Source organism: Kangiella sp. (assembly GCF_048265365.1).
Classification (GTDB): Bacteria; Pseudomonadota; Gammaproteobacteria; order Enterobacterales; family Kangiellaceae; genus Kangiella.
The window spans coordinates 467,603-482,054 of the sequence record NZ_JBLXBT010000001.1 but is presented as its reverse complement, the minus strand read 5'-3'; the positions used below and the strand labels follow the sequence as shown (position 1 = coordinate 482,054).

12 protein-coding genes are annotated in these 14,452 nt (G+C 43.9%); 10 read left to right on the top strand and 2 right to left on the bottom strand.

Annotated features, from left to right (window positions below; all coding sequences use genetic code 11):
- Positions 1-67: 67 nt before the first annotated feature.
- The gene (locus tag ACN0VI_RS02285; protein ID WP_331892077.1) at positions 68-802 is read left to right on the top strand and encodes a DUF481 domain-containing protein; all 735 of its coding nucleotides are present in this window, start codon (positions 68-70) and stop codon (positions 800-802) included.
- Positions 803-841: 39 nt separating this feature from the next.
- Here ACN0VI_RS02285 and ACN0VI_RS02280 read toward each other — a convergent pair whose 3' ends face one another.
- Positions 842-1,378, bottom strand: a complete 537-nt coding sequence (locus ACN0VI_RS02280; RefSeq protein ID WP_331892075.1) for a gamma carbonic anhydrase family protein — start codon at positions 1,376-1,378, stop codon at positions 842-844.
- 199 nt (positions 1,379-1,577) lie between these two features.
- Here ACN0VI_RS02280 and ACN0VI_RS02275 point away from each other — a divergent pair, with 199 nt between their 5' ends.
- The 4 genes from ACN0VI_RS02275 to ACN0VI_RS02260 all read left to right on the top strand — a co-directional run bounded on the left by ACN0VI_RS02275 (position 1,578) and on the right by ACN0VI_RS02260 (position 7,066).
- Complete coding sequence (locus tag ACN0VI_RS02275; protein WP_331892073.1) at positions 1,578-4,010, top strand: EAL domain-containing protein; 2,433 nt, start codon at positions 1,578-1,580, stop codon at positions 4,008-4,010.
- Between the two features lie 62 nt (positions 4,011-4,072).
- Positions 4,073-4,978: an ATP-grasp domain-containing protein gene (locus ACN0VI_RS02270; protein WP_417445633.1), complete on the top strand. Its 906-nt coding sequence runs from the start codon at positions 4,073-4,075 to the stop codon at positions 4,976-4,978.
- Entirely contained in the window at positions 4,975-6,015 is a 1,041-nt protein-coding gene (locus ACN0VI_RS02265; RefSeq protein WP_417445632.1) for a TraB/GumN family protein, read from the top strand. The genes ACN0VI_RS02270 and ACN0VI_RS02265 overlap by 4 nt, the downstream gene beginning before the upstream one ends.
- Before the next feature lie 184 nt (positions 6,016-6,199).
- On the top strand, positions 6,200-7,066 hold the full coding sequence (locus ACN0VI_RS02260) for a polysaccharide pyruvyl transferase family protein (protein ID WP_331892069.1): 867 nt from the start codon (positions 6,200-6,202) through the stop codon (positions 7,064-7,066).
- On the opposite strand, the gene gorA is transcribed toward ACN0VI_RS02260, so the two are convergent.
- On the bottom strand, positions 7,053-8,417 hold the full coding sequence (gene gorA / locus ACN0VI_RS02255) for a glutathione-disulfide reductase (protein ID WP_417445631.1): 1,365 nt from the start codon (positions 8,415-8,417) through the stop codon (positions 7,053-7,055). The genes ACN0VI_RS02260 and gorA overlap by 14 nt on opposite strands.
- Positions 8,418-8,487: 70 nt before the next feature.
- Here gorA and ACN0VI_RS02250 point away from each other — a divergent pair, with 70 nt between their 5' ends.
- From ACN0VI_RS02250 to ACN0VI_RS02230, 5 genes are read left to right on the top strand one after another with little or no spacing between them, the layout of a single operon-like run.
- Positions 8,488-9,540, top strand: a complete 1,053-nt coding sequence (locus ACN0VI_RS02250) for a CDP-glycerol glycerophosphotransferase family protein (RefSeq protein ID WP_417445630.1) — start codon at positions 8,488-8,490, stop codon at positions 9,538-9,540.
- A gap of 25 nt (positions 9,541-9,565) precedes the next feature.
- Positions 9,566-9,964, top strand: a complete 399-nt coding sequence (locus ACN0VI_RS02245) for an adenylyltransferase/cytidyltransferase family protein (protein WP_417445629.1) — start codon at positions 9,566-9,568, stop codon at positions 9,962-9,964.
- A gap of 15 nt (positions 9,965-9,979) precedes the next feature.
- Positions 9,980-10,792, top strand: coding sequence for a glycosyltransferase family 2 protein (locus ACN0VI_RS02240; RefSeq protein ID WP_417445628.1), 813 nt, complete (start codon positions 9,980-9,982; stop codon positions 10,790-10,792).
- Positions 10,785-12,830 (top strand): oligopeptidase A, encoded by a 2,046-nt coding sequence (gene prlC, locus ACN0VI_RS02235; protein WP_417445627.1) that lies wholly within the window; start codon positions 10,785-10,787, stop codon positions 12,828-12,830. The genes ACN0VI_RS02240 and prlC overlap by 8 nt, the downstream gene beginning before the upstream one ends.
- Positions 12,830-14,389 carry an FGGY-family carbohydrate kinase gene (locus ACN0VI_RS02230; protein WP_417445626.1) on the top strand — a complete coding sequence of 520 codons (1,560 nt, stop codon included), beginning with the start codon at positions 12,830-12,832 and terminating at the stop codon, positions 14,387-14,389. Before prlC ends, ACN0VI_RS02230 begins: the two co-directional genes overlap by 1 nt.
- The last annotated feature ends 63 nt before the right edge of the window (positions 14,390-14,452 follow it).

Sequence of the window (14,452 nt, the reverse complement as noted above, 5' to 3'; positions counted from 1 at the left end):
TTGCTCATTGATTTGTTAGAATTACGCCCTTTAGTGGCTTGTTGATAGATTTAATAGTGAGAGTGGCATGAATTTTAAGAAATCCCTGGTGGCTTTAGCCGTTTGTTTTTCCTCCCCAACTGTATTAGCACAAAGCGGTTTGTTATCCGATGCACCAGAAGAAGGTTACATCGGGACCTTGGATATAGGCTACATCAGTACATCCGGTAATACTGAAACCGAAAGCTTAAATGGTGCCTTTAAATACATCACAAGAATTTCAGAGGAGTGGTCAACAGGCATTCATGTCACTGGCATGTCGAGCGAGAACGATGAAGTTCGTGAGTCAGAAAGATATACCTTTGTATGGAATAATCGTTACGACCTGTCAGAACGTTCATTCGTCTATAGCGTAGTCGACTACATGAATGACTATTTCGGTGCTTATGATTATCAGGCTGGCGCCTATGTCGGATACGGTCATGAAATTTTTAATGATGACTCTGGTCACTTCTCACTAGGTCTTGGCTTAGGTTATCGAATTAATGCCTTGGAAGCTGGTGATGACGAAACCGAAAATGTCGTTCGTGGTGACTTAGATTATCTCTATAATATATCTGAGACCGCCACTTTTACTCAAGCTGTAACTGCTATCTGGGGACAGGACCTTGATACATACTCATCGGAAACAGCCTTGAGAACCAGCATCTCTGAAAGCTTATCGCTTAAGTTAGCCTATCACATCAACTACAACTCAGAAGTGCCCGTTGGTGCCGAGAAAAGAGATACCACAACTACTGTAAGTGTGAGTTATAGCTTCTAAACTCTTTGAATAATAAAAAACCGGCTTTTGCCGGTTTTTTTAATCTTCCTGATCTAAATACTGATTTTTCAGCTTAACGTAATTATCTGCTGAATATCTGAAGAAGTCGGTTTCTTCTTCGGTCAGCTTTCTAATTTTGCGGGCAGGAGAGCCAACCCAAAGATAACCACTTTCTAGGACACGCCCCGGCGGCACCAAGCTATTGGCTCCGACAATCACTTTTTCCTTAATCAAAGCGCCGTCCATCACCACGGTACCCATTCCAATCAAGCAGTTACTTTCGATGCGGCAGCCATGCAAGATAGCTTTATGCCCAATGGTGACGTTATCTCCAACATAGAGATCGTGTCCTTCGGGATCGTAGGGGCCGGCATGGGTCACATGGCATACGGTTCCATCTTGAATGCTAGTACGTGCGCCAATATGAATTGAATGCACATCACCACGCAATACGGCCATCGGCCAAATCGAGCTGTCTTCACCAATATGAACATTGCCAACCACCAACGCTGTATCGTCAACATAGACCTTTTTACCTAGTTGCGGTTGGTGCTGATTAAATTTTCTAATCGTCATTAGATTGTATCCTGTTACGTTCTGCCGCTATTTTAGCCTTTCTCACCCTAATCTCAAACCGAAAGTCTCTTATCTGCCGAACTTTCCATTGATGCTACCTGAGTATCCTTTTTCACAAGTCATATTTGCACTTATAACAATTGATGGTTATGCTTATTCAACGAACAGGGAGTACCCAATAAAGGCGGATTTAGTTTTGATGTTCAGTAAACCTCCATTACCTGAATCTACCCTACAAAGCCTTGTCGAAAATGACTATTCAGCAGTTCTCGTATGTAACGATAAATACGTTATAAAAGCGATCTGTATTGATAAGTCTATATCAACTTCGACACTTCAAGGGATAGAACTGAAAGAGTGGCTACCAGCAGAATTGCTCAGTGGTGAGAAAAATCGCGCCTTAGTAACCTTGCCTGATATTCGCAAACAGCGTTATTTTATTGCTTCTATCACTCGACTGCCTAAAGATAAATCACACCTTAATGTCTTGGTTTCACTACAACCAGCACCTGAGCTTACCTCAGACAGTGGCGAGCCATCGCCCAGCTTGCTCTCAATATATAAAAATACTGTTCTCAACAAAGCGCCGATCTTTCTTTATACGCTTGATTATCGCACTAAATTATTCGTCGAAGGTCTGGAATACTTCAGTAATCTGCTCGGCTACTCGCAGGAAGAGTTCGAAGCAATGCCTGAAGGTGTTTACTCAACCGTTCATCCTGATGATATTCCTGTAGTCCAAGAGCAGGAAAAACGCTTGTCTGCAAGTGATGACAAAGATGTAATTCCAGCCGATTTCAGAGTGAAAAAGAAAGATGGCGAATGGATCTGGATCCAGGTACATAGCACAATCTATTCACGTGATGACGATGGTAATGCCCTTGTCGAAATTGGCTCGATTCATCAAATTCAAAAAGATTTCGAAACCGAACAAGCTCTTCGCCGTAAAGATAAATACTATCGCACTTTAGTCGAGAACAGCTATGACTGTATCTTGATGTATGACCACAATATGAATGTGACCTACATTTCACCATCAGTGACGCGTGTTACAGGTTATACCGAGGCGGATCTTATCGGTAAAACCCTCGAAATGTTTATTTTTGAAGAAGACCGCGAAGAAGCCGAAGCGAATTTACGTTATGTCGCTGAAAATCCGGGCGCCTTATCTGTTGTGGAACGTCGTATTAACCACAAAGATGGGCATGTGTTGTGGATTGAAAGCCGCTTGGTCAATCATCTCGGTGACCCCGATATTCAGGGTGTGACGGTCAATTTCCACGTTATCACTGAGCGTAAGCAAGCCGAGCAAAAGATCCATAACCTGGCTAATTATGACCCATTAACACAGCTGCCCAACCGTTATTTACTTCGTAAACGTTTACTCAAAGGACTTGCCGACTCGGTAAAGAATGAATCCAAACTGGCATTGATGTATATCGATCTGGATCGCTTTAAAGAAATCAACGATACGCTTGGTCACTCTATTGGTGATGCATTGCTGCAAGCTGTCGCCAAAACCATCCATAAATGCCTGCGTAACTCCGATACTTTGGCTCGCGTGGGCGGCGATGAGTTCACCATTGTTCTGCCGGAAACCTCTGAAAAAGAAGCCCGCCACATTGCTGAACGAATTCTCCAGCAGTTCAGAACGCCTTTTAAAGCTGATAGTCATACTGTTCAGACTGGTGCCAGTATCGGCATTAGTATTTTTCCCGATCACAGTAAAAAAGCTGAAGACTTATTCCGTTTTGCCGATATTGCAATGTACTCGGCGAAAAAAGAACGCAATCAATACCAACTGTATGAACTGCGCCATAGCGAACGTGAGAATCGCCGTCGCTCTGTGGAGAAGAAGCTTAAAACTGCCATTGCTAATGATCATTTACGCCTTTATTACCAGCCTCGTGTGGATATAAAGAGCGGCGCGATCAAAAGTGTCGAGGCGCTATGCCGCTGGTACGATCCAGACCATGGCGATATTGCACCAAGCGTTTTCATCCCGATTGCTGAAGAAAGTACTTTAGTCCATGAGCTGAGCCAACAGGTTACTGATCTGGCCTGTAAACAACTTGTCTCCTGGCGCAATATGGGTATTGATACTACTGTTGCTTTAAACCTGTCCATCAAAGATTTACGCAACTTCAACCTGCTCAATCAATTTGCCGATACCATGCGCACTTATGACATTCCTGGCAGTGCTCTGGAAGTTGAAATCACCGAAAGTGCAGCCATGACAGATGTGGTTAACACCGTCAAAGTGCTTCATCAATTCAAGGATTTGGGGATTAAATTATCGATTGATGACTTCGGTAAAGGCTATTCTTCATTAGCCTATCTCAGCCAACTGCCAGTCGATAATCTAAAAATTGACATGTACTTTATTTCCCAACTTAGTAGCCAGAAGCAAGATCGCGTAACCAACGTTAATATCATTCGAAGTATTATTTCGCTTGCACAAAGTTTGGATTTGCACACGGTTGGCGAAGGTGTTGAAACGATTCAGCAGATGTCTATTCTGCAATCACTCGGTTGCGATATGGGCCAGGGCATGTTGTTCTGCCGTCCAATGTCGGCAACTGCAATCACTGACTTGTTGCGCGAAGGTAAAGTGAGCTTTGCTCGTCGCTAATTGTTTTTGATACGGCTTCTGCTCCATAATAGTCCCCCTGTTATTGAGCATCCGTTTAATTTATGAATATTGCCATTGCCACTCGACACAACCTCCCCGACTGGGAACAGGACGACCAACCATTCTTTCAAGCCCTTACTCAAGCTGGCATCCAGCATGATGTAGTGCCATGGGATAGCGACACTCGCTGGAGTGAATACGATCTCTGCTTAATTCGCACTACCTGGGATTATCAAGAGCGCTTCTCTGAGTTTACTGACTGGATCAAAACTGTCAGCCAACATACTCGACTGTGTAATCCGGAATCAGTCATTCATTGGAACAGTCATAAAAGCTACTTACGAGAGCTTGAAGAAAATGATATTCAGATTGCTCCCTCAGTCTGGCTTGATAAAGGCCAAGCTTATGATATTAAAATGATAATGGCAGACAAAGGCTGGCAGCAAGGCTTTATCAAACCGTTAATTGGTGCCAATGCTCGCGAATGTTGCCGTTTCGATACTAGTGCGCCGGGATTAGCTAAAGCGCAATCTCATATCGATCGCTTAATCCCTGAGGAAGATCTGGTTTTGCAGCCATACCTTTCCACCGTAGAAAGCTTTGGTGAAACCTCAGGTATCTTCTTTAACAATCAATTCAGCCATGGTACTCGCAAGGTTCCAGTACAGGGTGATTTTCGCGTTCAGGACGATTACGGTGCCAGCGATTTTCCTTATCAGCTGAGTGATGCCGAGAAAGCACTGGCTGATAAAGCGTTAGCCTATGTATGTGAACACTATTTACCACCCGGCCAAGATCAATTATTGTACGCTCGTATCGATTTTTTACACGACGCTGATGGAACACCTTACCTGAATGAGATGGAGCTGATCGAGCCTTCATTGTTTTTCAGACACGGTGGCAAAAAGGCATGCGATACCTTGGTATCCGCGATTCAAACTATAAAAACACAATGGAGTAATACATGAACAAAATCTCACGCTTTCTCTTAATAGCCGTAGTTTTACTTCTTATTGCAATAAGTGCTGTCTATCTTTCAAAAACAGAAACTATTGCTGACACCACACCAGATACTCATAACGACTCACAACAAGCCAGCGAGCAGCCAGTAGTAAAAGACCATTCAAATTCTGCTCATAGTGCATTACCGGATGAGACAACTCAACCAGAACAACTTAACGACATCGACCAGGAATACAGTCCTGCAATCTGGAAAGTTGAGCATAATGGCGTCACCTCTTATCTGTTTGGCTCTATTCATATGGGCGATCAGAGCATGTTTCCGCTGCCAGAGCCTATACGCACTGCCTTCTCTGAAAGTGAAATACTGGTTGTTGAAATCGATATGACCAATATCAATCAAATGGAAGTTGCGCAAACCGTTCAAAAAATCGCAATTAATCCAGACAAGCCATTAAAGGATCACTTAACAGAATCTACTGCACAAAAATATGATGAATATTGTGAAGAGACTCAATCTCCATGCCAAATGTTTAGCTCATTTGAACCCTGGTTTGCAGCGATGACTTTAGAAGCATTAGCTATGCAACAGTCCGGTTACACAGAACAGCTGGGGATTGATATGCACTTCCTGAACGAAGCAAAAAATAGCAAAACCATTGTCGAGCTAGAGAGCCTGGACTCACAGCTCAATATGCTGGATAGCATGCCAGTTCATCTACAGGACTTAATGTTGTTGTCAACGGTGACCCGAGAAGAAGGAGCGACTGAATCGATGGTTCAGGCCTGGAAGACCGGTGATGTTGAATCTTTCCTGGCAGAATCAGAAATGTCGGCTAAGGATCAGGGGATTTCTGAAGAAGATTACGAAGCCTTTATGGACCTGTTTTTATATGAACGAAACCAGGGCATGGCCGATGGTATAGCTGAGCTTCTGGAACAGGGTAAATCCGTATTTGCTGTTGTTGGCGCAGCACACTATGGCGGTGACAAAAGCGTTAACTACTATCTTGAACAGAAAGGTTACAAAGTCACTCGCATGTAAGGAACGCCGCTTTTGAGCCACTATCAATTCAAAATTTAGTGGCTCAAAGTGGTTACTCTTCATCATTGCAACTAATCTTATTGCTACCAAAAAGTTAACAATCTCTCAGCTTTCTTATTTCAAGCTTGCTGTTCCGCACCAAAAATATAGAATTCATCATTCGGTCAGTCATTAGTTATTAATTATGCCTTTAACAAGAATTGCGCAAAAACTGTTTGGCCCAGCCTTGTTAGCCCCGTCAGAGAATCCCTTCTTTGATAGTCAGACTATCGCTATTAACTTTTTTGAAACCACTCAAAACTGGGGCGATACCATTAATTTATATCTATTGGAAAAGATTTCCGGTAAGAAACCCGTAGTTGCCACTCCGAACCAACAACATGTATTGGCTGTAGGTAGTATTCTAAGAATTGCTAATCACAATAGTATTGTCTGGGGCTCTGGTTTTATCTCAAAAAAAGGCAATATCAAATATAAGCCATTGAAAGTGTGTGCTGTGCGTGGACCACTGACCCGTAAGTTACTATTAAGAAAGGGTATTGAAACACCTGAAATTTATGGCGATCCAGCGCTACTCATGCCCCGCTTTTACCACCCCAAAGTTGAAAAGAAATACTCGTTAGGCGTCATTCCTCATTACCGAGATATTGAACACCCTATTGTTAAGAAACTGGAGAAACAGGGAGCGCGTATCCTTGATATCAAAAAAAATGCTGAAGAGTTTATTGATGACTTATTGGAATGTGAACATACCATTTCATCATCACTGCATGGGCTAATTGCTTCAGATAGTTACGACATTCCCAATCAATGGGTCACATTCAAAAATGAATTAACAGGCGGCACCTTTAAATTTCAAGACTATTACCAGTCCATTGCACAGATGAACCAAAAACCTATTTCGGCCGAAGAGCTGGACACCATGTCATTGCAACAGGTCATAGGCCACTGCCAGCTTAAGCCCATAACTCTAGATTTAGACAAACTGCTCAACGCATTCCCCTTAACTGGAGATCCCGCCGACACTCACATGAATACTAACGCAGCGTAACAAACTCCTCGGCTGATGTTGGGTGAATTGCAACTGTGGCATCAAAATCTGCTTTAGTTGCCCCCATTTTCATGGCTACCGCAAAGCCTTGCAGAATTTCGTCCATACCTTCGCCAATACCATGAATACCAACTACTTTCTCATCCTTACCTTGGCATACTAGCTTAAATGTGCTTAAAGCACGGTGTGGAGTAATAGCGTTATACATGGCAGCAAACTGTGATTGATAAACCTTAATGTCATCCGCCCCATATTCATCTATTGCCTGTTCTTCAGACAGGCCAACACTGCCGATTGGCGGATGTGAAAACACAATGGTTGGTATCTGACTGTAATCCATATGCACATTCGGCATTTCTGGATTAAACAGTCGCTCGGCCAATAAGCGGCCAGCCTTTATCGCTACAGGGGTTAACTGAGCCTCACCAGTTATATCACCAACCGCATAGATGCCTTCCACATTGGTATTTTGATATTTGTCGGTACGAATGAAACTCTCAGCGTCTGCCTTAATACCCGCTGCTTCCAGCCCAATATCATCGGTAGCAGGCTCACGACCAATGGCCCAGATCAGACAATCCACATTATCCAGGCACTCGCCTTTATTGGTATGCACCTGCAACAAACCTTTATCATTTTTTTCGATTTTGTTGACCTCGGTATGGGTATGTAATACCGGGCCATCCTGTTGCAGTCTATCCAGTAAAGCATCGGTAATATCTTTGTCGAAATAACGAAGTGGACGATCCTTACGGACCAATAAATGACTATTGCAACCGAGAGCATGCAGCACACCAGCAATTTCAACCGCAATATAGCCTGCTCCAACTACTACTGCTCTTTTCGGGCATGCTGTCAGAGCGAAAAAACCATCCGAATCTGTACCTAATTCCGCACCTGCCACATCTGGAATAATCGATCTGCCACCGACCGCGATGACTATATGATCTGCGGTAATACGTTCACCATTCACCTCTACCGTCTTACTATCCACAAAACGAGCATAACCCTCTATAAAGTCGACACCATTGGACTCAAAGCCGCGATGGTAAGCTCCATGAATGCGCTCAATATAGGCTTCGCGGTTCTTAACCAGGCGCGCCCAGTCAAAGCCGGTTTGTTCTAAATCAAAACCGTAAGCCTCGCTGTATTTGATGGCCTCGGCGATATGTGCGCCATACCACATGACCTTTTTAGGTACGCAGCCCAGATTGACACAAGTACCACCAACGGTTTTTGCTTCAATCACCGCTGCCTTTGCGCCACGAATGGCCGCTCGATTGGCCGAGGCGATACCGCCGCTACCCGCGCCAATCGCCAGAAAGTCGTAATGTTTGATATTGTTGGACATAAGTCTCTGCTTTTTCGCTATAATGCGTCGATTATAAGGGTTTCAAACTTCATATAAAGCGCAGGTTCTCGTGAAAATACTATTTGATGTCGCCTACCTCTATTATCTTCCCCACTTTATGCCCGTTCTTGAGGAACTCAAAGCTCAGGGGGGTGAGTTAGGGGTTGTATTTCACAGTGAGCCGCCTGCCGTCATTAAAACTCAACTCGAGTCTGTTTCTGAAATACATATTATCAATGAAGATGATTTAGTCAGCTTTTACCTGGATCAAAAACCCGATTGGATTGTGTTTGGGCATGCTGCAGAGATCGCTGAGCAATTAAACTCTCACTGTAAGACAGCTTTGATTCTGCATGGCCTTGGCCCTAAATCTACTTACTACAATGCCTCTTCAAGCCCGATACAGTATCGCTTTGTTGAATCTGACCATCGGACAAAAACACTACAGCAGCTATATCCTAACAAGACTTTCATCACTACCGGCTATACCAAGCTTGATCCGCTAATAAGTGGTACTAGCGAAGTTATTGACCTTGCAGACAAAGGCTTAGTGCCGGGTAAAAAAACCATTCTTTACTCGCCAACCTTTTATCCAAGCACCATCGAGAATTTTCCAAAAGATTGGCCAGAGCAATTTGCTGATTATAATATTCTAATTAAACCGCACTACCTATCTTTGATAAAATCAGCTTACAAGAAACAACGAGAGCTGTTTGAGCATTGGAAGAATTACCCCAATGTGTATTTTGCCAGCCCTGAAGAACAAAGCTTGTTACCCTTTATGGCCACCGCCGATTTAATGGTCAGCGAGACCTCTTCGGCCTTGTTTGAATTCATGGCATTGAATAAACCTGTTATTGTAGGCCACTTCCTGAAGTTACGTGCTGGTTACTGGGGCTTCTTAAAATATCGATTGAAAAAGCGCCTTTCTGATGACTATCAACTATTTCAGGAAATTGGCACTAACATCAATCACTATCATGAATTGAAAGAAGCCGTTGAAAAGAATCTCAATAACCCCAAGCTATTTGAGGAGCAACGCTTACAACATATACAACAGATCGTTGGAACCGTTGATGGTCATTGCTCGAAGCGAGTAGCTGACTTCTTACTTAGCCACTAATCATAAACCATACATAAGGATACCCATGCGCGTCATTACATTTGGTACTTTTGATGTTTTTCACGTCGGACATGTCAATATCCTTGAGCGGGCACGCGCTATGGGAACAGAGCTTTACGTAGGAGTATCTTCTGACCAACTTAATTTTGAGAAGAAAGGTCGCTACCCAATTTATTCGGAAGAAGATCGCATGCATATCTTGAGCGCGCTAACCTGCGTTGACTTTGTCTTTCTGGAAGAGTCGCTGGAAAAGAAAGCCGAATATATCCAACAGTATAATGCTGACTTATTAGTAATGGGCGATGATTGGCAAGGTAAGTTTGATGACATGAAACAATTCTGTGAGGTTAAATATCTACCTCGTACTCCATCCATTTCGACCACTGAAATCATTGAAGTGGTTCGCCATACACCCCACAAATAATTCTGAAGGCAATCTATGAGCGAGAATGTCAGCGAAAAAATTCCCGTCAGTGTTTTCATCATAACTCAGAATGAAGAGCAGCATATTGAGAATGTCATCAAAAGCTGCCAGCAGTTCGATGAAATTATTGTAGTGGATAGTGGCAGCACTGATACCACCAAACAAATCGCAGAGTCATTAGGTGCAAAAGTCATCCACAATGACTGGCCTGGCTATGCCAAGCAAAAACAATATGCCATGTCATTATGTAAGCATGATTGGGTTTTAAATCTTGATGCCGATGAAGAACTAACTGCAGAGTTTATTCATGAAATAAAGAATTTTATACAGCAAGATGAATACATAGCACTCAAGTGCCGTCGTAATGATTTTTTCCTCGGTCATTTTTTCCCGCGCTCTATTCGCTTGCCGACTAATACTCGTTTATTTAAAAAAGACCATATTCAATATTACCTTGATAACTTGGTACATGAGGGGCCTGAAATAAAAGGTAAGATTAAGCACACTCCGGCAGCTTTCAAGCACTACGGTTACGCTGATATTGAGACCTTAAGCAAAAAATACGAATACTACTCCTCTCTAAAAGCTCAAGAAAAATTTAATAAGGGCAAAAAGCCTTCACGTTTAAAATTACTCTTGGTTGCACCATTAGAATTTATTCGTGTCTACCTTATCTATCGTTACTGTTTCGCAGGCTTACGTGGTTTTATCTTTGCCAAGCTCTCTGCGCAATATGCGTTTCTAAAAGAAGCAAAACTTTATTCTTATCACCAGTCTGATAAGCACACTTATCAAAAGAATGCTAAGCAGGTTAATAAACATGACTAACCCTTTACTCAACATTACTGGTTTGCCGCCATTTTCTAAAATTCAGCCTTCTCACATGCAGGAGGCAATAAAAATCATTATTGATGACAGTCGTCGTCAAATTAATAAACTTATCGACTCACTTGATAAGGACTCAGTTACTTGGGAAAACTTTGTGGTACCGATGGAAGAAATTGGGGATCGACTGGATCATGCCTGGTCACCGATTAGCCATATGCAAGCAACTGTTAATTCGCCAGCGATTCGCGATGCTTACAACAGTTGCTTACCTTTACTATCCGAATACGGCACTGAAATGGGACAGCATCAGGGTCTTTATCAGACCATCCACAATTTGAATGATAAGGCTGACGAGTTAAAGCTCGATAAAGTTCAGCGTAAGATTCTGAAAGATGACTTACGCGATTTTAAATTGTCTGGTGTTGCTTTACCTAAGGATAAGCAACATCGCTATGGGAAAATTCAGCTGCGACTTTCGGAACTAACTTCGAAGTTCGAGCAAAACATCTTAGATGCGACCATGGCTTGGCATAAAGACTTTTCTAATGCCTCTGCTTTAGACGGGCTTCCTGAGTCGGCTATTGAAGCCGCACAACAGACTGCCAAAGCCGCAGAGGTTGACGGTTATCGGATTACACTAGATTTTCCATCCTATTTACCCATTATGATGCATGCTAATGATCGTGAATTGCGCAAAGCAGTTTACACTGCCTTTTCCACCCGTGCTTCCGATCAAGGCCCTAACGCTGGCGAATTTGATAACTCTGACTTAATGCCGGAAATTTTAGCGTTGCGTCAAGAATTGGCGGAGCTATTAGATTTTGATAATTATGCTGAATTGTCACTGGCCACGAAAATGGCCAAAGATCCAGCTCAGGTGATTGAGTTCCTGCAAGACCTGGCCGACAAGTCACATCCGCAGGCGCAAACTGAGCTAGCCGAGCTGTCCCAATTCGCCAAAAACAAGCACGGGGTAGAGAAACTGGAAGCCTGGGATATCGCCTATTACAGTGAAAAATTGCGTATGGAAAAATACGCTATTTCACAAGAAGAGCTTCGTCCCTGGTTCCCCGAACCACAGGTCATTAAAGGTTTATTCGATATAACCGGCCAACTGTTTAATATACGCTTTGAACAACGCGACGATGTGGACATCTGGCATCCCGACGTTCGCTTCTATGATATTTATAATGCCGATAATCAACATATCGCCAGTTTCTACTTTGATCTCTACGCCCGCAAAAACAAACGCGGAGGAGCCTGGATGGCAGACTGTATTGGTCGTCGTCGCACTCAGGATGGCATCCAAAAACCGGTCGCCTTTCTGACCTGTAATTTCAACAGCCCGGTTGGCGGTAAACCGGCGTTATTCACCCATGATGAAGTGACCACTCTGTTCCATGAGTTTGGTCATGGCCTGCATCATATGCTAACCCAGATTGATTATGCATCGGTTTCAGGCATCAATGGTGTGCCTTGGGACGCAGTTGAACTTCCCAGCCAATTCCTTGAAAACTTCTGCTGGGTTAAAGAAGGTCTCGATAAAATTGCTAAGCATTACGAAACGGGTGAGCCTTTGCCGTCTGAAAAGCTGGAAAAACTACTGGCCGCCAAGAACTTTCAGTCAGCCATGCAGATGGTGCGCCAACTGGAGTTCTCTCTGTTCGATTTTAAAATCCATACCAAACTGGATTTAACTCAGGGCAATCCGATTCAACATGCATTGGATGAAGTTCGCCAACAGGTTTCTGTGATAAAGCCACCGGCCTTTAACCGCTTCCAACATAGCTTCAGTCATATCTTTGCAGGCGGCTATGCGGCAGGTTACTATAGCTATAAATGGGCTGAGGTTCTGTCAGCAGATGCTTTTTCACGCTTTGAGGAAGAAGGCATTTTCAATCCTCAGGTTGGACAGGATTTTCTGCATCATATTTTGGAGAAAGGCGGTTCAGAAGAACCGGCCGATTTGTTCAAAGCCTTCCGTGGGCGCGAACCTTCGGTTGAGCCTTTATTGAAACACTCAGGAATAGGCCTTTAATGACTGAAAAGACCCTGCTTGCTATCGACAATGGAACGCAAAGCCTGCGTGCCATATTGTTTGATATGCAGGGTCAAATTGTCGGTAAAGCACAAATTCCACTCGACTATTATAGTGATCATCCTGGTTGGTCAGAACAGGATCCCCAGGTATTCTGGAACAGCCTATGTCGCGCCTGCCACAAACTCGCGCAGCAATCTAATGTGGATCTCTCCAGCATTCAGGCAGTTTCCGTCACCACTTTGCGCAACACGGTCATTAATCTTGATAACAATGGTGAACCACTAAGACCGGCCATTATCTGGACCGATCAACGTGAACTAAAATCGATTAAGCCCTTAACCGGTATCTGGCCCTATCTGTTTAAGCTGGTTGGCGTCAGCGATACCATTAAGAATTTCCAGTCTCGCTGTCAGGCTGCCTGGATTGCCCATCATCAGCCCGATATCTGGCGTAAGACTGATAAGTACCTGATGATGTCGGGCTATCTGAACTATAAGCTTACCGGTGAGTTCAAAGATTCCACGGCTTCCCAGGTTGGCTACATTCCCTTTGATTACAAGCACCACCAATGGGAAAAGCCGAATAGTTGGAAATGGCAAATAGCTCCCATTGAACTCAACATGCTGCCAGAACTGGTTAAGCCTGGTGAGCTAATTGGTCACATCAGCCAAGGAGCCACCGAAGCAACCGGTTTGCCACCAGGTCTTCCAGTCATAGCGTCCGGTGCCGATAAAGCCACAGAAGTGTTAGGCAGCGGCTGTATCGAGGATCATCAGGCTTGCCTCAGTTACGGCACCACCGCCACCATTAACGTAACCAGCCAGCGCTATATCGAGCCATTACGCTTTATTCCACCCTATCCTTCTACCGTTGCAGATGCTTACACCATAGAATATCAAATCTACCGTGGTTATTGGATGGTCAGCTGGTTTAAAGAACAGTTTGGTCATCGTGAGCAGGATCTGTCAGTTGAAATGGGCGTATCAGCCGAGCAGCTACTCGATGAAGCCATTTCGAAAATCCCGCCCGGTTCCGATGGCCTGATGCTGCAACCCTACTGGTCACCCGGCGTCAAAGTGCCCGGCCCAGAAGCACGCGGCGCCATCATCGGTTTTCATGATGGCCATACTCGCGCTCATGTCTATCGCGCAATTCTGGAAGGAATTGCTTACGGATTAAGGGATGGCAAGGAATCGATTCAACTCAGAACCAAGCATCCGATCGATGAACTGATGGTTTCGGGCGGTGGCTCACAAAGCGACGTCGCCATGCAGCTGACTGCCGACATTTTTAATCTGCCAGCCACTCGCCCACACACCTACGAAACCTCAGCACTCGGCGCAGCCATCAACGCTGCGGTTGGTATTGGTCTTTATGCTAATTATCAGGATGCGGTTGAAACTATGTGCCACAAAGGTGAAACCTTCCAGCCGATACCAGCAAACGTTGAACGTTATCAGGAGCTTTACGAGAAAGTTTACAAGAAAATGTATCAACGACTGAAACCGATCTATCAGTCGTTGCGAAAGATGGGCAAATTTAGTTCTAAAGCTTAAAATCTAAAGATCTTAGCCCATCATAGTAACTGCCTGTAACCAACTGGTTTATATTACTCTCGA